Here is a 22,028-nt window from a genome sequence, read left to right on the forward strand (position 1 = left end):
TCTTCTTTCGCGGCGACGTGAAAGAACCAAGAATCAGGCCCTCGCGCCTGAACGTAGTGGAGAGAAAGCATGGCGGGGAATGACCGCGAACCCATCGGGCGTAAAGGGCGACCTTCGCGTCCGGTGAAACAGAAAGTAACCCGTCGTCGTCTCAGAGATGATGAGTACGACGATTATGAAGACGATGCAGACGAGGAGCCGATGCCCCCACGCAAAGGCAAAGGGAAAAAGCCGCAGAGAAAACGCCGCTGGTTATGGCTATTGCTGAAAATCATGCTGGTGCTGCTCGTGGCGCTGGTGATTTACGGCGTTTATCTCGATCAGAAAATCCGCAGCCGCATCGACGGTAAAGTGTGGCAGCTGCCCGCCGCGGTCTATGGCCGGATGGTCAACCTTGAGCCGGATATGCCCGTCAGCAAGCAAGAGATGGTGCAACTGCTGGAGGCCACACAGTACCGTCAGGTGACGCGGATGACGCGCCCGGGCGAGTTTACCGTGCAGGCCAACAGCATCGAGATGATCCGCCGCCCGTTCGATTTCCCGGACAGTAAAGAAGGGCAGGTGCGCGCGCGTCTGACGTTCAGCAAAGATCGTCTGGAGACCATCGAGAACCTCGACAGCAAGCGCCAGTTCGGCTTCTTCCGCCTCGACCCGCGTCTGATCACCATGCTTTCTTCGCCGAACGGCGAGCAGCGTCTGTTCGTGCCGCGCAGCGGCTACCCGGACCTGCTGGTGGATACGCTGATCGCTACCGAAGACCGCCATTTCTACGAGCACGACGGCATTAGCCTCTACTCGATTGGCCGTGCGGTGCTGGCGAACCTGACCGCCGGTCGCGCCGTTCAGGGGGCGAGTACGCTGACCCAGCAGTTAGCGAAAAACCTGTTCCTGTCGAGCGAGCGCACCCTGTGGCGTAAGGCTAACGAAGCCTATATGGCGCTGATCATGGACGCGCGCTACAGCAAAGACCGCATCCTTGAGCTGTATCTGAACGAGGTGTATCTCGGCCAGAGCGGCGATAACGAAATTCGCGGCTTCCCGCTGGCCAGCCTGTATTACTTTGGCCGCCCGGTCGACGAGCTGAGCCTTGACCAGCAGGCGCTGCTGGTAGGGATGGTGAAGGGTGCGTCGATTTACAACCCGTGGCGTAACCCGAAAATGGCGCTGGAGCGCCGTAACCTGGTACTGCGTCTGTTGCAGGAACAGAAAGTTATCGACCAGGAGCTGTATGACATGCTGAGCGCCCGTCCGCTGGGCGTGCAGCCGCGCGGTGGGGTGATCTCTCCGCAGCCGGCGTTTATGCAGATGGTGCGTCAGGAGCTGCAAACCAAACTGGGCGATAAGGTTAAAGATCTCTCCGGCGTGAAGATCTTCACCACCTTTGACTCGGTGGCGCAGGACGCGGCGGAAAAAGCCGCTATCGAAGGCATTCCGGCGCTGATCAAACAGCGTAAGCTGAGCGATCTGGAAACCGCGATGGTGGTGGTCGACCGCTTCAGCGGCGAAGTGCGCGCGATGGTCGGCGGAGCGAATCCGCAGTTTGCTGGCTATAACCGCGCCATGCAGGCCCGCCGCTCGATCGGTTCACTGGCGAAACCGGCGACCTATCTCACCGCGCTTAGCCAGCCGAACCAGTACCGCCTGAATACCTGGATTGCCGATGCGCCGATCTCCCTGCCTCAGCCGAACGGCAAGGTGTGGTCGCCGCAGAACGACGATCGCCGTTACAGCGGCCAGGTGATGCTGGTGGATGCGCTGACCCGCTCTATGAACGTGCCGACGGTGAACCTGGGGATGGCGATTGGCCTGCCTGCGGTCACCGATACCTGGCTGAAACTGGGCGTGCCGAAAGATCAGCTGAACCCGGTTCCGGCGATGCTGCTGGGGGCGCTGAACCTGACGCCGATTGAAGTGGCCCAGGCGTTCCAGACCATCGCCAGCGGCGGCAACCGCGCCACGCTGTCTGCGGTGCGTTCGGTGATTGCCGAAGACGGCACCCCGCTGTTCCAGAGCTTCCCGCAGTCTGAACGCGCCGTCCCGGCGCAGGCAGCCTATATGACGTTGTGGACCATGCAGCAGGTGGTGCAACGCGGAACCGGTCGCCAGCTGGGCGCGAAATTCCCTGGCCTGCATCTGGCCGGGAAAACCGGTACCACCAACAATCAGGTGGATACCTGGTTTGCCGGTATCGACGGGCGTGAAGTGGTGATCACCTGGGTAGGACGCGACAACAACCAGCCGACCAAGCTGTACGGGGCCAGCGGTGCGATGTCGATTTACCAGCGCTACCTCAGCAACCAGTCGCCTATCGCGCTGGATCTGACGCCGCCGGAAGACATCGTCAATATGGGCGTGGACGATCAGGGGTACTTCCTGTGCGGCGGCGGCGGAATGCGTTCGCTGCCGGTATGGACCACCAATCCGGATGCGCTGTGCCAGCAGAGCCGCCCGGTGGAGCCGTCGGGTAACCCGTTTGATCAGTCATCGCAGCCGCAACAGCAGCAGCCTCAGCAGCAACAGGCACCGGCGCAGGAGCAGAAAAGCGATGGCGTAGCGGGCTGGATTAAAGATATGTTCGGCGGCAACTAACGCCGTAGCACAATTAATAAAGGGCGGGAATTTCCCGCCCTTTGTGTATCTGAACGCCGCCATTTCCACGTTTTTTCACATCCCGGCAACCCCTGTAATACCCGTATATAACCCACGTTTAGCAAGGTGATTATTTCTTGTTCCCTTAGCGAAATCAGGGATGTGTGCTGCTTGCTATATAAACGCCGTTTCGCATATTATCCTGCGGTCATAATAATAATTATCGTTTACGTTATCATTCGTCATATTCACGTAGAGAAAATCCAATGGCGCGTCCAGACACTGCTCAGCCAGTCAATACCTCACTGCGTAAAATCGCAGTGATGATAGCCACAGCAGTCGGCAGCATTTCTGCTCCGGTTTTTGCGGCTGACACCACTCAAAAAGAAGACACCATCACCGTTACCGCAGCGGCTCCGCAGGAAAGCGCATGGGGCCCGGCGGCCACCATCGCGGCCAGACAGTCTGCCACCGCCACCAAAACGGATACCCCTATCCAGAAGGCACCGCAGTCCATTTCCGTGGTGACTGCCGAAGAGATGGCGCTGCACCAGCCGAAATCCGTGAAGGAAGCCCTGAGCTACACGCCGGGCGTCGCCGTGGGAACCCGTGGCGCATCCAACACTTATGATTACCTGATCATTCGCGGTTTCGCCGCCGACGGCCAGAGCCAGAATAACTATCTGAACGGCCTGAAGATGCAGGGCAACTTCTATAACGATGCGGTGATCGACCCGTATATGCTGGAGCGCGCCGAAGTGCTGCGCGGTCCGGTTTCCGTGCTGTACGGAAAGAGCAACCCGGGTGGCCTGTTGAACATGGTCAGCAAGCGCCCGACCACCGAGCCGCTGTATGAAGTCCAGTTTAAAATGGGCACCGACAGCCTGTATCAGACCGGTTTTGATTTCAGCGATGCGCTGGACGATGACGGGGTTTACTCGTATCGCTTAACCGGCCTGGCGCGCTCGGCGAATGCCCAGCAGCAGGGCGCTGAAGAGCAGCGTTACGCCATCGCGCCATCGTTTAGCTGGCGTCCGGATGACAAAACCAACTTTACCTTCCTCTCTTACTTCCAGAACGAGCCGGAAACCGGCTATTACGGCTGGTTGCCTAAAGAGGGCACGGTATCAACGCTGCCAAACGGCAGCCGCCTGCCGACCGATTTCAACGAAGGTGCGGAAAACAACACCTACTCGCGTAACGAGAAAATGGTGGGTTACAGCTTCGAACACGGCTTTAACGACACCTTTACCGTGCGTCAGAACCTGCGTTACACGCAGAACAAAACCTCGCAGAACAGCGTTTACGGCTACGGGATGTGTTCCGATCCGCTGTACACCGGCGATCCGGCTAACGGCCCATGCGCCACCATCGCGCCGTCAGAATGGGGCCATACCCTGACCCGCCGCTATGTGGACGACTACGAGAAATTAGAGAATTTCGCGGTAGATACCCAACTGCAAAGCACCTTTGCTACCGGCTCCGTGGACCACACCCTGCTGACCGGCGTCGACTTTATGCGCATGCGTAACGACATCAACTCCTGGTTTGGCTGGGCGGGTTCCGTGGCGTCATCGGATATCTATAACCTCGATCGCAGCGACTTTGATTTCGGTGCTCACCCTGGTCCAGGCGCGGCGTACCGGGTGCTGAACAAGCAGAAACAGACCGGCGTATATGTGCAGGATCAGGCGCAGTGGGACAAACTGCTGGTGACCCTGGGTGGCCGTTACGACTGGGCGGAACAGGATTCGCTGGATCGTGAAGCGAATGTCCAGCACTCGCGCAACGATAACGAGTTTACCTGGCGCGGCGGCGTTAACTACCTGTTCGACAACGGCGTGACCCCGTACTTCAGCTACAGCGAGTCGTTCGAACCGGCCTCTACCGTGGGTGCGAATGCCAGTATTTTCGCGCCGTCGAAAGGCAAACAGTACGAAGCGGGTGTGAAGTACGTACCGGAAGACCGTCCGATCGTGCTGACCGGCGCGGTGTACCAGCTCACCAAAACCAACAACCTGATGGCCGATCCTGCGGGTTCGTTCTTCTCGGTTGAAGGCGGCGAAATCCGCGCGCGCGGCGTGGAGCTGGAAGCCAAAGCGGCGCTTTCCGCTAGCATCAACATGGTGGGTTCTTACACCTATACCGATGCGGAATACACCACTGACACCAACTACAAAGGCAACACCCCGGCTCAGGTGCCAAAACACATGGCGTCCCTGTGGGGCGATTACACGATGTTTGACGGCCCGCTCTCTGGCCTGACTCTGGGCACTGGCGTGCGCTATACCAGCACCAGCTACGGCGATCCGGCGAACTCCTTTAAAGTCGGCAGCTACACCCTGGTGGATGCGCTGGTCCGCTATGACCTGGCTCGCGTGGGCATGGCTGGCTCCAACGTGGCGCTGCACGTTAACAACCTGTTCGATCGTGAATACGTTGCCAGCTGCTTCAACACCTATGGCTGCTTCTGGGGCGCGGAACGTCAGGTTGTCGCGACCGCCACCTTCCGTTTCTGATCCGTTTTCGGGCACGGTTCGCCGTGCCCTTTATCAAGTTGATGACTATGCAGGATAAACAGACGCATCCCGATACCACCTTTTCTCTGCGCGATATCACCTTCCGGGTACCAGGCCGAACCCTGCTTCACCCGCTCTCATTGACCTTTCCTGTCGGTAAAGTGACGGGCCTGATCGGCCACAACGGTTCCGGGAAATCCACCCTGCTGAAAATGCTTGGCCGCCATCAGAAGCCGTCCGACGGCGATCTGCTGCTCAACGATTTACCCCTCGACCAGTGGACCAGCAAAGCCTTTGCCCGCCAGGTGGCGTATTTGCCGCAGCAACTGCCGCCCGCCGAAGGCATGACGGTGCGCGAGCTGGTGGCGATTGGCCGCTATCCGTGGCACGGCGCGCTAGGCCGTTTCGGCGTGGCCGATCGTGAGAAAGTGGAAGAGGCTATTGAGCTGGTAGGGCTGAAGCCGTTCGCCCATCGTCTGGTGGACAGCCTGTCCGGCGGCGAACGCCAGCGGGTGTGGATTGCGATGCTGGTGGCTCAGGACAGCCGCTGTTTACTGCTGGATGAACCAACTTCGGCGCTGGATATTGCCCATCAGGTGGACGTGCTGGCGCTGATCCATCGCCTGAGCCAGCAAAAAGGCTTAACGGTGATCGCCGTACTGCACGATATCAACATGGCGGCGCGCTACTGTGATTATCTGGTGGCGCTGCGCGGCGGCGAAATGATTGCCCAGGGCGAACCTGCTGCCATGATGCAGAGCGAAACCCTGGAGCGTATCTACGGTATTCCTATGGGGATACTGCCCCATCCTGCGGGCGCGGCCCCGGTGAGCTTTGTCTACTGATGTCTGATTCCCTGTTAACCCTGATTTCCCGTCGTCGTCTGGTGACGGCGATGGCGCTGTCGCCGCTGCTGTGGCAAATGGAGTCCGCCCGCGCTGCAACGGTCGACCCGCATCGCGTGGTGGCGCTGGAGTGGCTGCCTGTTGAGCTGTTGATGGCGCTTGGCGTGATGCCCTACGGCGTAGCGGATATTGTTAACTACAAAATGTGGGTCAATGAGCCTGCGTTGCCGGACTCGGTGATCGACGTCGGGCTGCGTACCGAGCCGAATCTCGAACTGCTGGCGCAAATGAAGCCGTCGATGCTGGTCTGGTCCACGGGCTACGGCCCCTCGGAAGAGACATTACGGCCTATCGCGCCGGGGCGCGGCTTCAGCTTCAGCGACGGTAAACAACCGCTGACCAAAGCGCGCAACTCGCTGCTGGAGATGGGCGAGCTGCTGGGGCTTTCCCAGGCGGCGCACGCGCATCTGGATAAGTTTGACGCGTATCTGGCGCAGATGAAACCGCGCTTTGCCGGACGGGGCAATCGCCCGATCCTGATGATGACCCTGATGGACGAGCGCCATGTGCTGGTGATCGGTGAAAACAGCCTGTTCCAGCAGGTCATGGATGTGATGGGCATTCCCAATGCCTGGCACGGCGAAACTAATTTTTGGGGCAGCGCCGTGGTGGGTATCGAACGGCTGGCGGCGGTAAAAGACGCCGACGTGCTGTGCTTTGAACACGGTGACGACGCCCTGATGAAACGTATTGCCGTCACCCCGCTGTGGAACGCGATGCCGTTTATCCGTCAGCAGCGCTTCCAGCGCGTGCCCGCCGTGTGGTTCTACGGCGCGACCCTGTCGTCGATGCATTTCTGCCGGGTGCTGGATGCCGCGCTGGGAGGCAAAGCATGAGGGCCAAAAGCAATTTGTTCGCGCCGGTGCTGCTGTCGGTGATGTTTCTGGCCGGGTTGTGGCTCACCTGGTTTAACCTCAATCATCAACTGCCGCGCGACCAGTGGAGCGCGGCGCTGTGGCATCCCAGCCAGGATGCTCTCGATCAGATGCTGTTCCACTACAGCGCGCTGCCGCGCCTGGCGCTGTCGCTGCTGGTTGGCGCGGGGCTGGGCCTGGTGGGCGTGCTGTTCCAGCAGGTGCTGCGCAATCCGCTGGCGGAGCCGACCACGCTTGGCGTGGCGACCGGCGCGCAGCTGGGCGTTGCCATCGCCACGCTGTGGGCGCTGCCCGGCGGCTATATGACCTCGCAGTTCGCCGCGCTGGCGGGCTCGGCGCTGGTGGGGCTGATCGTTTTCGGCGTCGCCTGGAATAAACGCTTATCGCCCATCACGCTGATTCTGGCGGGGCTGGTGGTCAGTCTGTACTGCGGCGCGGTGAATCAGCTGATTGTGATTTTCCATCACGACCAGCTGCAAAGCGTATTTTTGTGGAGCACCGGGGCGCTTAATCAGACCGACTGGAGCATTGTCTCCCGGCTGTGGCCGCAACTGCTGGGCGGCGTGATGCTGACGCTATTGCTGCTGCGCCCGCTCACCCTGATGGGTCTCGACGATGGCGTGGCGCGCAATCTGGGGTTAGCGCTCTCCATGGCGCGCCTGGCGGCGCTGGTGCTGGCTATCGCGATTAGCGCCCTGTTGGTTAACGCGGTGGGAATTATCGGTTTTATCGGCCTGTTTGCGCCGCTGCTGGCGAAAATGCTCGGCGCGCGCCGCCTGCTGTCCCGGCTGATCCTCGCGCCGCTGATTGGCGCGCTGATCCTGTGGCTCTCCGATCAGATGATTGTCTGGCTGACGCGGGTATGGATGGAGGTGTCCACCGGCGCGGTAACAGCGTTAATCGGCGCGCCGCTGCTGTTGTGGCTGCTGCCGCGCTTGCGTACCCAGAGCGCGCCGTCGCTTGACGCGGGCGACCATATCCCCGTAGAGCGCCAGCACGTGCTGCTATTCAGCCTGGCGGGCGTCGGGGTGCTGCTGCTGATGATTGCCGTTGCCCTGACGTTTGGCCGTGATGCGCACGGCTGGACCTGGGCCAGCGGCGATCTGTTGCGCGATCTGCTGCCGTGGCGCTGGCCGCGCGTGCTGGCGGCGATGACCGCTGGCTGCATGCTGGCGGTGGCGGGCTGCATTATCCAGCGGCTGACCGGCAACGCCATGGCGAGCCCGGAAGTGCTGGGCATTAGCTCCGGCGCGGCGTTTGGCGTGGTGTTGATGCTGTTCCTGGTGCCGGGAGATGCTTTTGGCTGGCTGCTGCCAGCCGGGAGCCTGGGCGCTGCCGCCACGCTGCTGATTATCATGATCGCTGCCGGGCGCGGCGGGTTTTCTCCGCACCGGATGCTGCTCGCCGGGATGGCGTTAAGTACTGCCTTCACCATGCTGCTGATGATGCTCCAGGCCAGCGGCGATCCGCGTATGGCGAAAGTCATCACCTGGATTTCCGGGTCGACCTACAGCGTAACCGGCCAGCACGCGGTGTACAGTTTTATCGTGATGGCGGTGCTGCTGGCGCTGACGCCGCTGTGCCGCCGCTGGCTGACCGTGCTACCGCTGGGTGGCGATACGGCGCGGGCGGTGGGATTGGCGCTCACGCCGTCACGCGTGACGTTGCTGATGCTGGCGTCGGGCCTGACGGCGGCGGCCACCATGACTATCGGCCCGCTGAGTTTCGTTGGGCTGATGGCTCCGCATATCACCCGGATGATGGGCTTTCGCCGCGCGCTGCCGCAGCTGGTGATTTCCGCGCTGCTTGGCGGGCTGCTGCTGGTGGTCGCAGACTGGTGCGGACGAATGGTGATGTTCCCGTACCAGATCCCCGCCGGATTGTTGTCGACCTTTATTGGCGCGCCGTACTTTGTGTATCTGCTGCGTAAGCAGAGCCGATAATTGCGCTGGCCCCTTTGATCGGCAAAGGGGCCTTATTCTGCCGGAACCGCACGGGCGATAAACTCGCGCAGCCACTGATGCGCCGGGTCGCGGTGCACTCGCTCCGGCCAGAGCATCATCTTCTCAAACCCCGCAATCTCAATCGGCGCGTCCAGCACGCGCAGCGCCGGATCGTCGCGCACCAGCCGTTCCGGCAACATCGCCACCAGCCTGGTGCGGCTTAACACGGCGCTGACAAAGCTGAAGTGCGGCACCGAGAGCACCACGTTGCGGCGCAGCCCCAGTTTCGCCAGCGCCTCGTCGGTGCTACCAACAAAACCGCCGCCGTCCGGCGAGACAATCACATGCTCCAGTTGGCAAAACTGCGCCAGATCCGGCGCGCGTTGCAGGTCGGGATGATCGCGGCGGCATACCAGCCGGTAATTTTCATCGAACAGGAAGCGGCTACGCAGTTCCGGCGGTGCGCCGGTGCGGGTAAAAATCGCCAGATCCAGTTTGTCATGCTCCATCGCGGCGGAGAGGCGGGTCGATGGAATTTCCAGCAGCGCCAGACGGCAGTGCGGAGCGGCCTGGCGTAGCCCGTCCAGCGCGGGCAGCAGGACTGAATATTCGCTGTAATCCGAGGCGGCGATGCGCCAGGTAAGGGACGCCTCTGCAGGCTCGAAGGGCTGCGGCGAGGCGATGGCATGATCCAGCGCCCGCAGTGCCTGACGCAACGGCTCGCGCAGCGCGTCGGCCCTGGCGGTAGGGCGCATGCCGCGCGGCCCCGGCAGCAGCAGCGGATCGCCTAACGATTCGCGAAGTTTAGCTAACTGTACGCTAACCGACGGTTGGGATAGATTCAGCCGCGCCGCCGCGCGGGTGACGTTCTGCTCGGTGAGCAGCGCATCCAGCGTCAGCAGCAAATTCAGATCCAGACCGCTGAGATTGTTCATAACTATACCTGATATATAAGTTATTCACTTCCACTATACCTGACAAAGCGCGATGCTGGCGTCACTTTTCATCAGGAGAAATGATTATGAATGTACTGATTGTCTATGCCCATCCGGAACCCCATTCGCTGAGCGGGGCGCTAAAACAGGTTATGGTGACGCAGCTAACCGCGCTGGGCCATCAGGTTCAGGTGTCCGATCTGTATGCCATGAACTGGAAGGCCTCGCTGGATGCGGCGGACTTTACCCGCGATCGCCAGGGCAAGCCGTTCGATCCGGCAGAGGATTCAAAACTGGGTTACGAGCAGGGATTACAGACCCCGGATATCACTCGTGAGCAGGAAAAACTGCGCTGGGCGGATACGGTGATTTTTCAGTTCCCACTGTGGTGGTTCTCGATGCCCGCGATAATGAAAGGCTGGTTTGAGCGCGTGTACGCTTACGGTTTTGCCTACGGCGTGGGTGAACACTCCGATAGCCACTGGGGCGACCGCTATGGCGAGGGCAACATGACCGGCAAGCGCGCCATGCTGGTGGTCACGGCAGGCGGCTGGGAGAGCCATTACCACCCGCGCGGCATCAACGGTGGCATCGACGACATACTGTTTCCCATCCAGCATGGGATGCTGTGGTATCCGGGCTTCGATGTTCTGCCGCCGCACGTGATTTATCGCGTCCATAAGATGGACGATGCGCGTTTTCAGGTGGAGTGCGAGAAGCTGGAGGCGCGGATGAAAACTCTCGAACAGACGGCCCCGCTGCCGTTTCGTCGGCAGAATTTCGGTGACTATCAGATCCCATCGCTAATCCTGAGGCCGGAACTGGCGGAAGGGGAGAGCGGATGGCGCGTGCATCTGCAGCGCTAAAGGAAAGCGGCCCGCGCCGGATAGCGCGGGCCTGAGGATTACAGCTTCGCAAACACCTGACGCGCCGCGTCGATGGTGTTATCGATATCTTCTTCGCTGTGCGCCACGGACATAAAGCCCGCTTCAAACGCCGACGGCGCAAGGTATACACCTTCTTCCAGCATCAGGTGGAAGAAACGCTTAAAGCGCTCGACGTCGCAGCCCAGTACGTCCTGATAGCAGGTGACGCTCGGCGCATCGGTAAAGAACAGGCCGAACATGCCGCCGACATGGTTCACCACCAGCGGGATCCCCGCCTCCTGCGCCGCTTCGCGTAGCCCTTCCGCCAGACGGGTGGTCAGGTCGGTCAGGGTGGCGTGAATGCCCGGCTGGGCCACTTCGGTCAGACAGGCGTAGCCCGCCGCCATGGCGATCGGGTTGCCGGACAGGGTCCCCGCCTGGTAAACCGGGCCGGTTGGTGCCAGCGCTTCCATGATTTCACGGCGTCCGCCGAACGCGCCCACCGGCATACCGCCGCCGATGATTTTGCCGAGGCAAGTCAAATCCGGCTCCACGCCGTAATAAGATTGCGCGCCCGCCAGCGCCACGCGGAAGCCGGTCATCACTTCATCAATAATCAGCAGCGCGCCGAATTCATCGCAGAGCGCACGCAGGCCCGGCAGGAAGTCCGGCTGCGGCGGAATGCAGTTCATGTTGCCGGCAACCGGCTCGACGATGATGCAGGCGATGTCCTGCGGATACTGCTCAAACGCCTCGCGCACCGAAGCGAGATCGTTGTAGGTGCAGGTCAGGGTGTGTTTGGCGAAATCCGCCGGGACGCCCGGCGAGTTCGGCTGGCCGAGGGTCAGCGCGCCGGAACCGGCTTTCACTAACAGGCAGTCGGCGTGGCCGTGATAGCAGCCTTCGAATTTGATAATTTTATCGCGATGGGTGTAACCGCGCGCCAGGCGGATTGCGCTCATGGTGGCTTCGGTGCCGGAGTTCACCATTCGCACCATATCCATCGTCGGCACCAGTTCGGTCACCAGCTGCGCCATTTTGACTTCCATTTCGGTGGGCGCGCCAAAGCTTAAACCGCGCTGGGCGGCTTCGATGACCGCGTTGCGGATGGCGGGGTGGTTATGTCCCAGCACCATCGGACCCCAGGAGCCTACGTAGTCGATATAGGCTTTTCCGTCGGCGTCATACAGGTAAGCTCCGTCGGCGCGCTCAATGAAAAGTGGTGTGCCCCCTACGCCAGTAAACGCGCGGACCGGTGAATTAACCCCGCCAGGGATAAGCTCGCGTGCGGCAGCGTAGAGATGTTCAGACTTACTCATGAATCGGCTCCTGATTCGTGGAATGGGTAACAACGGGCTATTCTAAGGGATCCACGGAAGGTATTAAAAGTTTTGCCCGATTAAAGCATCATAATTCGAAGGGATTTTCCTCGCGACGTCTGGCTTGAGGGCGAGTAAAATGCCGCGCGTTATAAAACTACCTAAAAATGATGATGTATGAACTCTGAGAACTCCTCGTTTGAAGCACAGCAGTTTATCCGCCTGACGCGGCGCGCGCGGATCCGGCAATTGCTTAACCGCGATAAAACCCCCGTCGCGATCCTGTTGATGGCCGCCGTGGTCGGCACGATTACCGGCCTGGTGGGCGTGGCATTCGATAAAGCCGTAGAGTGGGTGCAGCTGAATCGCATGATGCTACTGGCCAGCACCGCAGACCGCGAATGGCTGGTCTGGCCGCTGGCGTTTATCGTTTCGGCGCTGCTGGCGATGTTCGGCTACTGGCTGGTGCGCCGTTTTGCGCCAGAAGCGGGCGGTTCGGGCATCCCGGAAATCGAAGGCGCGATGGAAGAATTACGCCCGGTGCGCTGGTGGCGCGTGCTGCCGGTGAAGTTTTTCGGCGGCATGGGGACGCTGGGCGCGGGTATGGTGCTGGGGCGCGAAGGGCCAACCGTGCAGATCGGCGGCAATATCGGGCGCATGGTGCTGGATATTTTTCGCATGCGCAGCGCTGAGGCGCGCCATACGCTACTGGCGACCGGTGCGGCGGCGGGCCTTTCCGCGGCTTTTAACGCGCCGCTGGCGGGCATTCTGTTTATCATCGAAGAGATGCGTCCGCAGTTTCGCTACAGCCTGATCTCCATTAAGGCCGTGTTCACCGGCGTGATTATGTCGAGCATTGTGTTTCGCGTGTTTAATGGCGAAGCGGCGATTATCGATGTTGGTCAACTCTCCAACGCGCCAATCCATACCCTGTGGCTGTATCTGGTATTAGGGATGATTTTTGGCATTGTCGGGCCGCTGTTTAACGCGCTGGTGCTGAAGGCGCAGGATATCTTCGCCCGCATCCACGGCGGCAATACCACGAAGTGGGTGCTGATCGGCGGATTGATCGGCGGGCTGTGCGGCGTGCTGGGGCTGATCGATCCCAGCGCGGCGGGGGGCGGTTTTAATCTGATCCCCATTGCCGCAGCGGGCAATTTTACCGTCGGGATGCTGCTGTTTATCTTTATCACCCGCATCATCACTACGGTGCTGTGCTTCTCCTCTGGCGCACCGGGTGGCATTTTTGCGCCGATGCTGGCGCTGGGGACGCTGCTGGGCACCGCGTTCGGCATGGCCTGTATCGCCTGGTTCCCGGCGTGGCAGCTGGATCCGGGCACCTTTGCCATCGCCGGAATGGGGGCGCTGTTCGCCGCCTCGGTGCGCGCGCCGCTGACCGGTATCGTGCTGGTTCTGGAAATGACCGACAATTATCAGCTCATATTGCCAATGATAATTACCTGTCTGGGTGCCACACTGCTGGCGCAGTTCCTGGGCGGCAAGCCGCTCTATTCCACGATCCTCGCGCGTACGCTCGCGAAACAGGAAGCGGAGCGGCAGCAGGCTGCCCGACCGGAGAATACTTGAACGATTTACCAGGGTATTAGATAATAGCCAAAAGATTGGGTGATATCCGTCATACTTCTGGCCGTTTCTTTCCCGGGACCGCCTCCAGCATTCGGTTAATTACCCGAATCGCCGTATCAATGGGAGCAAATAATGAGTGATGACGTAGCGCTGCCTCTGCAATTTACCGATGCAGCAGCCAATAAAGTAAAAAGCCTGGTTGCCGATGAAGAGAACCCGAACCTGAAACTGCGTGTGTATATCACCGGTGGCGGTTGCAGCGGCTTCCAGTATGGTTTTACCTTTGATGATCAGATCAACGAAGGCGACATGACCATTGAGAAACAGGGTGTCGCGCTGGTGGTCGATCCGATGAGCCTGCAATATCTGGTGGGCGGCGCGGTGGATTACACCGAAGGCCTGGAAGGTTCCCGCTTTGTGGTGACGAACCCGAACGCCACCAGCACCTGCGGCTGCGGTTCTTCATTCAGCATTTAAGCCGTAACGCCGATAAAAAAAGCCGTGATTGCATCACGGCTTTTTTGTTTTCAGGCCCGGTCATCCAGCGCGAAGGTCGGCAGCTTTAAGTGCCAGCGGATCGCCGCCAGCCGAATTGTCAGCGTCACCGCCATGCCCACCATACTGGCCTGTTCCAGCGGCATGCCGAACAGATAGAAAGCGTTAGCATGAACGATGCCGCCAATAATACAGGCGGTGGCGTAGATTTCGGTGCGCAGGATCATTGGTACTTCGCGCGCCAGCACATCGCGGATAATCCCGCCGCCCACGCCGGTCAGCACGCCCATACACACCGCCACCAGCGGGCCGGTTCCGGCCATAAAGGCTTTGTTCACCCCGATGCCGACAAACACCGCCAGCCCGACCGCATCCAGCACCGGCAGTACCCATTTCGGCAGGCGGCGCGGCTGGCGCACCAGCACAATGGTCAGCATACAGGTGACCATCGCCACCACCAGATCGGTGGGATCTTTCACCCAGAATACCGGGCCGTGGGCGAGGGCCATATCGCGGATGGTGCCGCCGCCCACTGCGGTCACCACGCCCAGCACCAGTACGCCGAACGGATCCATCCGCAGCTTACCGGCCAGTAAAACCCCTGAAATAGCAAAAACGGCAGTACCAATGATATCCAGCCAATAGACCAGCATCGCTCACCCTCAGTTTGTTGTTTCCGCCATTGCCTGGCAGAGCTGTTTTGCGGCGAGGATAATACGCGGGCCTGACCGTTCAAACCAGTCGTCGTGAAGGGCAATAACCGGAACTTTGAGCTGGTCATGCCAAAATTGTGATGTTTTTGGAATATTGCGCTGTTCACCGGCTACCACGATGGCCTGCGGCTTACGCATCAGCACCTGTTCGCGGCTGACCTGCGGCCAGGGTACGCGGCTGTCAGCGAAGATATTTTCACCACCACATACTTCCAGGATCTGGTTTTGCAGGGAGGATTTTCCGGAGGTAAACAGCGGGTTATCACCGAACTGCAGAAAAACCCGGGTTTTCGGTTTATCGGCGTACTGTTTTCGCAGCGCGGCAAATTCCGCAGCCAGCCTGTCGGCGGCGGCATTGGCCTGCCCGGGCGTCGGGCTCCATTTCGCCAGCTGGCGCAGCGCGGCAACGATATCATCCACGGTCAGCGGATCGAGCCACAGCACGTCGATGCCCAGCGCTTTTAGCTGGTTAACCTGGCGCTCGGGATTGCCGCCGCGCCAGGCGACAACCAGATCCGGCTTCAGCGCCACGATGCGCTCGAAATTCATGCCCTGCCAGTTGGCTACCTGCTCAAGCTTTTTGGCGGCTTCCGGATAGTCGGAATAGTTACTGACGGCAATGGGCGTGATGCCTGCGGCAAACGCCAGTTCGGTGTTGCCCGGCGAAAGGGTGATGACGCGCGGCGCGGCAAACAGCCACGCCGGAAACAGAAAAAGGGCGCACAGCGCCCCGAGGCGTTTGAACTTAGCCATGCTGGATCTGTTGGAGCAGCGTTTCAACCATCAGGCTGGACTGCTTCGCCGCCACCGCCAGGAACTCGTCAAAGCTGAGGTGGGATTGCTGGTCCGCCACGTCGGAAATGGCGCGCACCACCACAAACGGCACGCCGAAGTTATGGCACACGTGCGCCACGGCAGTGGCTTCCATTTCTACGGCAATCGCATTCGGAAAATGCTGGCGGATTTTCGCCAGGTTTTCCGCGCCGTTGATAAACGCGTCGCCGCTTACCACCAGGCCGCGCACCGCGTGGAGATCCAGTTTCTGAATGCAGGCTTCGGCAGCGGCAATCAGTTTTTCATCGGCTTTGAAGCCTGCCGGGCAGCCCGGCAACTGGCCATATTCGTAACCGAACGCGGTAACATCGGCATCGTGATAGCGCACATCTTCCGACACCACGATATCGCCCACTTTTAGCGTCGGCGCCAGGCCGCCCGCGGAGCCGGTATTAATGATGACGTCAGGCTTGCAGTGTTCCAGCAGCAGGGTTGCGCCCATCGCCGCCGCCACTTTACCAATTCCCGATTTCAGCAGCGCCACTTCGGTTCCGTTTAAGGTTCCGGTATAAATTTCGCAACCGGCAATGTTCAGGGTTTGACGGTTTTCGATTTTGTCGCGCAGAAGGGTAACTTCTTCTTCCATTGCGCCAATGATGCCTGCTTTCATAGAGATACTCGCTAAATGTTAGATTCAGGGGCATAGTCTATCATGGCAATGGCAGGGAAATAATTCGCTTCTGATTATGAGCTGGAGGGCTTATGGCTGAGTTCGACTTTCGCAATAAGATTAACTGGCGTCGCCGCTACCGCTCGCCGCAGGGCGTGAAAAGCGAGCATGAAATTGTGCGCATTTTTGAAAGCGATCGTGGACGCATCGTTAATTCTCCCGCCATTCGTCGCCTCCAGCAGAAAACCCAGGTGTTTCCCCTTGAGCGCAACGCTGCGGTGCGCACCCGTTTGACCCATTCCATGGAAGTACAGCAGGTTGGCCGCTATATCGCCAAAGAGGTGCTCAGCCGCCTGAAGGAGCGCAGGCTGCTGGCGGAGTACGGGTTGGATGAACTCACCGGCCCGTTCGAAAGCATTGTAGAGATGTCCTGCCTGATGCATGACATCGGTAATCCGCCTTTTGGCCACTTTGGCGAAGCGGCGATTAATGACTGGTTTCGCCAGCGGCTGGTGCCCGCTGATGCCACCAGCCAGCCGCTCAGCGGCGATCGCTGCCAGGTGGCAGTATTGCAACTGCACGAAGGTGAGGAAGCGCTGAATGATTTGCGGCGTAAAGTGCGTAATGATATTTGCCAGTTCGAAGGCAATGCCCAGGGCATCCGGCTGGTGCATACGCTGCTGCGCATGAATCTCACCTGGGCGCAGGTCGGCGGGATTTTAAAGTATACCCGCCCTGCCTGGTTTACCGGTCCTACGCCGGAAAGCCACAGCTATTTGATGAAAAAACCGGGATTTTACCTCTCGGAAGAAGAGTACATTGTACGGTTACGTAAAGAACTCTCACTGGATGAATACTGCCGCTTTCCATTGACGTGGATTATGGAAGCCGCTGACGACATCTCCTATTGCGTCGCCGATTTAGAAGATGCGGTGGAGAAACGTATCTTCAGCGCCGAGCAGCTTTACCAGCATTTGCGCGACGCCTGGGGCGACCATCAGTCCGGCGATCTGTTTGCCCAGGTGGTGCAAAACGCCTGGGATAAATCGATGACCAATTCCATGCAGCGCAGCGTGGAAGATCAGTTCTTTATGTATTTACGGGTGAACACCCTGAATAAACTGGTGCCCTATGCCGCCCAGCGTTTTATTGATAATTTGCCGACCATTTTCCCCGGCTGTTTTAATCATGCGCTGCTGGAAGATGACAGCCCATATAGCCGTCTTCTGAAGCTTTATAAAAATGTCGCGGTGCGCCACGTATTTAGCCATCCGGATGTTGAACAGCTCGAATTACAGGGCTACCGGGTAATTAAGGGACTGTTAGATATATATCAACCGCTGTTGCTGCTGGGCGCAGACGACTTCCGGCTATTAGTGGAAGAGGCCAGCGGGCGACGGTTACCCATTGAAACCCGGCTATTTCATAAGTTGTCCGGTCGGCACCGTCTGGCCTATATTGAGGCGATGAGCCACGTTAATCGTAATGATGCCGTTTTCCCGGTTTGGGAATATTATTATCGCTGCCGTCTTATCCAGGATTATATTAGCGGCATGACCGATCTTTATGCATGGGATGAATACCGCAAGCTGATGGCGGTAGAATAATATCCGAAAGTTTTGTAAAGACGGCCAATAAATTTTTACTTTTCAAGAAATTCAGGCGTGGAACTTCGCGCTATAAAATCACTCTGATAGTCACGTTCACAGCAATTTTGCCTGACTAATTAATTGAGAATGAAACAGATGAAAAAAACCACGTTAGCATTGAGTGCGCTGGCTCTGAGCATGGGCCTGGCGTTAAGTCCTGTCTCCGCTGTCGCTGCTGAAACCGCCTCGGCGGCACCGGTTACTCAACCGATGCCAAGCCTGGCGCCGATGCTTGAAAAAGTGATGCCTTCAGTGGTGAGCATTAATGTGGAAGGAACCACGGCGGTTAACAACCCGCGCCTTCCGCGTAACTTCCAGCAGTTCTTCGGTGACGATTCGCCGTTCTGCCAGGACGGTTCGCCGTTCCAGAGTTCGCCGTTCTGCCAGGGCGGCGGTGCCGGTCCGCAAGGCGGCCAGCAGCAGAAATTTATGGCGCTGGGTTCCGGCGTGATTATTGATGCCGCTAAAGGCTATGTGGTGACCAACAACCACGTGGTGGATAACGCCACCAGCATCAAAGTGCAGCTCAGCGATGGCCGCAAGCTGGACGCCAAAATGGTCGGTAAAGATCCGCGTTCCGATATCGCGCTGATCCAAATCCAGGATCCGAAAAACCTGACGGCGATTAAACTGGCCGATTCCGACGCGCTGCGCGTGGGCGACTACACCGTGGCGATCGGCAACCCGTTCGGCCTCGGCGAGACCGTGACCTCCGGTATTGTCTCAGCGCTGGGTCGTAGCGGCCTGAACGCTGAAAACTACGAAAACTTCATCCAGACCGATGCGGCGATCAACCGGGGTAACTCCGGCGGCGCGCTGGTCAACCTGAACGGCGAACTGATCGGGATTAACACCGCGATCCTCGCGCCGGACGGCGGCAACATCGGTATCGGCTTCGCCATTCCGAGCAATATGGTGAAAAGCCTGACCAGCCAGATGGTGGAATATGGCCAGGTGCGCCGTGGCGAACTTGGCATCATGGGGACTGAACTCAACTCCGAACTGGCGAAAGCGATGAAAGTTGACGCCCAGCGCGGCGCGTTCGTCAGCCAGGTGATGCCGAACTCTTCTGCGGCCAAAGCGGGCGTGAAGGCGGGCGATGTGATTGTCTCGCTGAATGACAAGCCGATTAGCAGCTTCGCGGCGCTGCGCGCTCAGGTTGGCACCATGCCGGTGGGCAGTAAACTCACTCTGGGCCTGCTGCGTGACGGCAAACCAACGTCGGTAACGCTGGAACTCCAGCAGAGCAGCCAGAACCAGGTAGATTCTTCTTCCATCTTCAACGGGATTGAAGGCGCGGAGATGAGCAACCAGACCGGCAATAATCCGGGTGTGGTAGTGAATAGCGTGAAAACCGGTTCTCAGGCCGCGCGTATCGGCCTGAAAAAAGGCGATATCATCCTGGGTGCTAACCAGCAGCCGGTGAAAAACATCGCTGAACTGCGCAAAATTCTCGACAGCAAGCCGTCGGTGCTGGCGCTGAACGTGAAACGCGGTGATACCACGCTTTATCTGTTGATGCAGTAATAGTTGAAGGGTTTTTTGTGACCCTTTCCACAACTCCATAGTCTGACCCCGCGCATTGTGCAATTGCCCAATGCGCGGGTTTTTTTTGTGCCTTATTCTGAATCATTGATAGAGCGGAGGGGCACAATGGCGGGTTGGCATCTTGATACCAAAATGGCGCAGGATATCGTGTCACGCACGATGCGAATCATTGATACCAATATCAACGTTATGGATGCCCGCGGGCGTATCATCGGCAGCGGCGACCAGGAGCGTATTGGTGAATTGCACGAAGGTGCGCTGCTGGTGCTCTCTCAGGGCCGCGTGGTGGATATCGACGATGCGGTGGCGCGCAGCCTGCACGGCGTGCGTCAGGGGATTAACCTGCCGCTGCGTATTGAAGGGGAAATTGTCGGCGTGATCGGCCTGACGGGCGATCCGGTGCATCTGCGCAAGTATGGCGAGCTGGTGTGCATGACGGCAGAGATGATGCTGGAGCAGTCACGTCTGATGCATATGCTGGCGCAGGATACGCGTCTGCGCGAAGAACTGGTGATGAACCTGATCCAGACCGAAGAGCACACCCCGGCGCTGATGGAGTGGGCGCAGCGTTTAGGCATCGATCTCAATCAGCCGCGCGTGGTCGCCGTGGTAGAAGTGGACAGCGGCCAGCTCGGCGTCGACAGCGCCATGGCGGAACTGCAACAGTTGCAAACCGCGCTCACGACCCCTGAACGCAATAATCTGGTGGCGATCGTTTCGCTGACCGAAATGGTGGTACTGAAGCCCGCGCTCAATGCCTTTGGCCGCTGGGATGCGGAAGATCACCGTCGCCGCGTCGAGCAACTGATCGCCCGGATGAAAGAGAGCGGGCATCTGCGTTTTCGTGTGGCGCTCGGCAACTATTTTACCGGGCCCGGCAGCATTGCCCGCTCCTGGCGTACCGCGCGCACCACCATGATGGTCGGCAAACAGCGTATGCCGGACGTGCGCAGCTATTTCTATCAGGATCTGATGCTGCCGGTGCTGCTGGACAGTTTGCGCGGCGGCTGGCAGGCCAACGAACTGGCGCGCCCGCTGGCGAAGCTGAAAGCGATGGACAACAACGGCCTGCTGCGCCGCACCCTGACCGCGTGGTTTCGTCACAACGTACAGCCGCTGGCGACCTCAAAGGCGCTGTTTATCCACCGCAATACGCTGGAATATCGACTGAACCGGATCTCAGAGCTGACCGGGCTGGATTTAGGGAATTTTGACGACAGGCTGCTGTTGTATATTGCGTTACAGCTCGACGAACAGCGCTAATAGAGAAAGCAGGGCGGGGGAGAACCCGCCCTGAGAGAATTATTTCCGGGTAAGTTTTTCCAGATCGGCTTCGATTTCGTTGATCTTATTGGTCACCACGCTTTCCAGATGACGCAGATCGTCGAGGATTTTACGCTTCAGATCCACTTCAGTACGATCGCGCATGCAGATCTGATCCAGCTCGTCGATCACGTAACGCAGATTCGGGCTGATCTCCTGCACTTCTTTGTAACCTTGCCCTACGCCATCAGCCACCACGGTTTTGCGCTGGCGCGGATATTTGAACTTCACGCTCTTGGCAAAAAACTCGCCTTTATCCTTACGGAAGTAGATTTTCAGGATGTCGTTGTTGGCTTCCTGCCGGAGGCTGTACCGGTCAATCTCTTCAGGATTGGTGATCCCCAGACTCTTCAGATTATCGTACATAGCGGTATCCTTAGCGAAACATTAACCCAGAAATAATTAATGAAATAATCCGTTAATGCCACAACCGGGTACAAAAAAGGCGGGTTATCCCGCCTTTTTTATTCATCTTTAGTCGATAGTGCGAAGCAGCTCATTAATGCCCACTTTGCCGCGGGTTTTGGCATCGACTTTTTTGACGATTACCGCACAGTATAGGCTGTATTTGCCGTCTTTCGAAGGCAGGTTGCCGGAGACCACCACGGAGCCCGCCGGAACGCGGCCATAGTGTACTTCGCCGGTTTCACGATCGTAAATACGGGTGCTCTGGCCGATGTACACGCCCATGGAGATCACTGAACCTTCTTCCACGATCACGCCTTCTACTACTTCAGAACGTGCGCCGATAAAGCAGTTGTCTTCAATGATGGTCGGGTTAGCCTGTAATGGCTCCAGTACGCCGCCGATGCCTACGCCGCCGGAGAGGTGAACGTTTTTACCGATCTGCGCGCAGGAGCCGACAGTCGCCCAGGTATCAACCATGGTGCCTTCATCCACGTAAGCGCCGATGTTGACATAGGACGGCATCAGCACGGTATTGCGGGCGATAAACGCGCCCTGGCGCACCGCTGCCGGCGGCACCACGCGGAAACCTTCTTTCTGGAAACGCGCCTGATCGTAGTCGGCGAATTTCATCGGCACTTTATCGAAGTAGCGGCTTTCCGCACCGTCGATGACCTGGTTGTCGTTGATGCGGAAAGAAAGCAGCACCGCTTTTTTCAGCCATTGATGCGTCACCCACTGGCCGTCGATCTTCTCCGCCACGCGCAGCGCGCCGGAATCAAGAAGTGCGATAACCTGATTCACCGCTTCACGGGTTACGGTATCCGCATTCGCGGGAGTGATGTCGGCGCGACGCTCGAAAGCGGCTTCAATAACGTTTTGTAACTGCTGCATTGTCTCTGTCCATATTGCG

The 22,028-nt window shown here is 58.8% G+C and carries 18 protein-coding genes; 11 read left to right on the forward strand and 7 right to left on the reverse strand.

Going from position 1 to position 22,028, the window contains the following annotated elements; all coding sequences use genetic code 11:
- Positions 1-69: 69 nt before the first annotated feature.
- The 5 genes from mrcB to fhuB all read left to right on the forward strand — a co-directional run bounded on the left by mrcB (position 70) and on the right by fhuB (position 8,831).
- Positions 70-2,589, forward strand: coding sequence for a bifunctional glycosyl transferase/transpeptidase (gene mrcB, locus FND52_RS14580; protein ID WP_125293623.1), 2,520 nt, complete (start codon positions 70-72; stop codon positions 2,587-2,589).
- Between the two features lie 266 nt (positions 2,590-2,855).
- Positions 2,856-5,108, forward strand: a complete 2,253-nt coding sequence (gene fhuA, locus FND52_RS14585; RefSeq protein WP_144131525.1) for a ferrichrome porin FhuA — start codon at positions 2,856-2,858, stop codon at positions 5,106-5,108.
- Between the two features lie 47 nt (positions 5,109-5,155).
- A complete protein-coding gene (gene fhuC, locus FND52_RS14590) occupies positions 5,156-5,953 on the forward strand; it encodes a Fe3+-hydroxamate ABC transporter ATP-binding protein FhuC (RefSeq protein ID WP_125293621.1) in 798 nt (265 codons plus the stop codon).
- Positions 5,953-6,849 (forward strand): Fe(3+)-hydroxamate ABC transporter substrate-binding protein FhuD, encoded by an 897-nt coding sequence (gene fhuD, locus FND52_RS14595; RefSeq protein WP_144131527.1) that lies wholly within the window; start codon positions 5,953-5,955, stop codon positions 6,847-6,849. The genes fhuC and fhuD overlap by 1 nt, the downstream gene beginning before the upstream one ends.
- Positions 6,846-8,831 (forward strand): Fe(3+)-hydroxamate ABC transporter permease FhuB, encoded by a 1,986-nt coding sequence (fhuB, locus tag FND52_RS14600; protein ID WP_144131529.1) that lies wholly within the window; start codon positions 6,846-6,848, stop codon positions 8,829-8,831. The genes fhuD and fhuB overlap by 4 nt, the downstream gene beginning before the upstream one ends.
- A gap of 32 nt (positions 8,832-8,863) precedes the next feature.
- Here the strand turns inward: fhuB and FND52_RS14605 are convergent, their stop codons facing one another.
- Entirely contained in the window at positions 8,864-9,766 is a 903-nt protein-coding gene (locus FND52_RS14605) for a LysR family transcriptional regulator (protein WP_144131531.1), read from the reverse strand.
- Between the two features lie 86 nt (positions 9,767-9,852).
- On the opposite strand from FND52_RS14605, the gene FND52_RS14610 reads away from it, so the two are divergent.
- Positions 9,853-10,632, forward strand: a complete 780-nt coding sequence (locus FND52_RS14610) for an NAD(P)H-dependent oxidoreductase (protein ID WP_144131533.1) — start codon at positions 9,853-9,855, stop codon at positions 10,630-10,632.
- 38 nt (positions 10,633-10,670) lie between these two features.
- Here FND52_RS14610 and hemL read toward each other — a convergent pair whose 3' ends face one another.
- The gene (gene hemL / locus FND52_RS14615; RefSeq protein WP_125293616.1) at positions 10,671-11,951 is read right to left on the reverse strand and encodes a glutamate-1-semialdehyde 2,1-aminomutase; all 1,281 of its coding nucleotides are present in this window, start codon (positions 11,949-11,951) and stop codon (positions 10,671-10,673) included.
- Positions 11,952-12,128: 177 nt separating this feature from the next.
- On the opposite strand from hemL, the gene clcA reads away from it, so the two are divergent.
- Positions 12,129-13,538, forward strand: coding sequence for a H(+)/Cl(-) exchange transporter ClcA (clcA, locus tag FND52_RS14620; protein ID WP_144131535.1), 1,410 nt, complete (start codon positions 12,129-12,131; stop codon positions 13,536-13,538).
- Between the two features lie 132 nt (positions 13,539-13,670).
- Positions 13,671-14,015, forward strand: a complete 345-nt coding sequence (gene erpA / locus FND52_RS14625; RefSeq protein ID WP_125293614.1) for an iron-sulfur cluster insertion protein ErpA — start codon at positions 13,671-13,673, stop codon at positions 14,013-14,015.
- Between the two features lie 50 nt (positions 14,016-14,065).
- On the opposite strand, the gene FND52_RS14630 is transcribed toward erpA, so the two are convergent.
- Genes FND52_RS14630 through mtnN form a run of 3 tightly spaced genes read right to left on the reverse strand, consistent with a single transcriptional unit; the run spans position 14,066 to position 16,190 of the window.
- On the reverse strand, positions 14,066-14,686 hold the full coding sequence (locus FND52_RS14630) for a TRIC cation channel family protein (RefSeq protein WP_125293613.1): 621 nt from the start codon (positions 14,684-14,686) through the stop codon (positions 14,066-14,068).
- A 9-nt stretch (positions 14,687-14,695) separates the two neighbouring features.
- Entirely contained in the window at positions 14,696-15,499 is an 804-nt protein-coding gene (gene btuF, locus FND52_RS14635) for a vitamin B12 ABC transporter substrate-binding protein BtuF (RefSeq protein ID WP_125293612.1), read from the reverse strand.
- Complete coding sequence (gene mtnN, locus FND52_RS14640; protein ID WP_144131537.1) at positions 15,492-16,190, reverse strand: 5'-methylthioadenosine/S-adenosylhomocysteine nucleosidase; 699 nt, start codon at positions 16,188-16,190, stop codon at positions 15,492-15,494. The genes btuF and mtnN overlap by 8 nt, the downstream gene beginning before the upstream one ends.
- Positions 16,191-16,282: 92 nt before the next feature.
- On the opposite strand from mtnN, the gene dgt reads away from it, so the two are divergent.
- From dgt to FND52_RS14655, 3 genes are all read left to right on the forward strand, one after another.
- Positions 16,283-17,797: a dGTPase gene (gene dgt, locus FND52_RS14645; RefSeq protein ID WP_144131539.1), complete on the forward strand. Its 1,515-nt coding sequence runs from the start codon at positions 16,283-16,285 to the stop codon at positions 17,795-17,797.
- Positions 17,798-17,935: 138 nt separating this feature from the next.
- A complete protein-coding gene (gene degP, locus FND52_RS14650; protein ID WP_125293609.1) occupies positions 17,936-19,366 on the forward strand; it encodes a serine endoprotease DegP in 1,431 nt (476 codons plus the stop codon).
- A 126-nt stretch (positions 19,367-19,492) separates the two neighbouring features.
- Positions 19,493-20,650 carry a CdaR family transcriptional regulator gene (locus FND52_RS14655; protein ID WP_125293608.1) on the forward strand — a complete coding sequence of 386 codons (1,158 nt, stop codon included), beginning with the start codon at positions 19,493-19,495 and terminating at the stop codon, positions 20,648-20,650.
- 39 nt (positions 20,651-20,689) lie between these two features.
- On the opposite strand, the gene FND52_RS14660 is transcribed toward FND52_RS14655, so the two are convergent.
- The gene (locus FND52_RS14660; RefSeq protein WP_125293607.1) at positions 20,690-21,076 is read right to left on the reverse strand and encodes a DUF3461 family protein; all 387 of its coding nucleotides are present in this window, start codon (positions 21,074-21,076) and stop codon (positions 20,690-20,692) included.
- A 108-nt stretch (positions 21,077-21,184) separates the two neighbouring features.
- Complete coding sequence (gene dapD, locus FND52_RS14665) at positions 21,185-22,009, reverse strand: 2,3,4,5-tetrahydropyridine-2,6-dicarboxylate N-succinyltransferase (RefSeq protein WP_125293606.1); 825 nt, start codon at positions 22,007-22,009, stop codon at positions 21,185-21,187.
- Positions 22,010-22,028: the final 19 nt, after the last annotated feature.

It is taken from the genome of Atlantibacter subterraneus (assembly GCF_007570865.1).
GTDB classification, from domain to species: Bacteria; Pseudomonadota; Gammaproteobacteria; order Enterobacterales; family Enterobacteriaceae; genus Atlantibacter; species Atlantibacter subterraneus.

Coding starts and splice junctions, on each gene's coding strand:
- dgt (WP_144131539.1), top strand. CDS start 16,283: ATGGCTGAGTTCGACTTTCGCAATAAGATTAACTGGCGTCGCCGCTAC.
- mtnN (WP_144131537.1), bottom strand. CDS start 16,190: ATGAAAGCAGGCATCATTGGCGCAATGGAAGAAGAAGTTACCCTTCTG.
- fhuA (WP_144131525.1), top strand. CDS start 2,856: ATGGCGCGTCCAGACACTGCTCAGCCAGTCAATACCTCACTGCGTAAA.
- FND52_RS14630 (WP_125293613.1), bottom strand. CDS start 14,686: ATGCTGGTCTATTGGCTGGATATCATTGGTACTGCCGTTTTTGCTATT.
- dapD (WP_125293606.1), bottom strand. CDS start 22,009: ATGCAGCAGTTACAAAACGTTATTGAAGCCGCTTTCGAGCGTCGCGCC.
- fhuC (WP_125293621.1), top strand. CDS start 5,156: ATGCAGGATAAACAGACGCATCCCGATACCACCTTTTCTCTGCGCGAT.
- FND52_RS14610 (WP_144131533.1), top strand. CDS start 9,853: ATGAATGTACTGATTGTCTATGCCCATCCGGAACCCCATTCGCTGAGC.
- erpA (WP_125293614.1), top strand. CDS start 13,671: ATGAGTGATGACGTAGCGCTGCCTCTGCAATTTACCGATGCAGCAGCC.
- fhuB (WP_144131529.1), top strand. CDS start 6,846: ATGAGGGCCAAAAGCAATTTGTTCGCGCCGGTGCTGCTGTCGGTGATG.
- FND52_RS14605 (WP_144131531.1), bottom strand. CDS start 9,766: ATGAACAATCTCAGCGGTCTGGATCTGAATTTGCTGCTGACGCTGGAT.
- mrcB (WP_125293623.1), top strand. CDS start 70: ATGGCGGGGAATGACCGCGAACCCATCGGGCGTAAAGGGCGACCTTCG.
- fhuD (WP_144131527.1), top strand. CDS start 5,953: ATGTCTGATTCCCTGTTAACCCTGATTTCCCGTCGTCGTCTGGTGACG.
- FND52_RS14660 (WP_125293607.1), bottom strand. CDS start 21,076: ATGTACGATAATCTGAAGAGTCTGGGGATCACCAATCCTGAAGAGATT.
- degP (WP_125293609.1), top strand. CDS start 17,936: ATGAAAAAAACCACGTTAGCATTGAGTGCGCTGGCTCTGAGCATGGGC.
- hemL (WP_125293616.1), bottom strand. CDS start 11,951: ATGAGTAAGTCTGAACATCTCTACGCTGCCGCACGCGAGCTTATCCCT.
- FND52_RS14655 (WP_125293608.1), top strand. CDS start 19,493: ATGGCGGGTTGGCATCTTGATACCAAAATGGCGCAGGATATCGTGTCA.
- btuF (WP_125293612.1), bottom strand. CDS start 15,499: ATGGCTAAGTTCAAACGCCTCGGGGCGCTGTGCGCCCTTTTTCTGTTT.
- clcA (WP_144131535.1), top strand. CDS start 12,129: ATGAACTCTGAGAACTCCTCGTTTGAAGCACAGCAGTTTATCCGCCTG.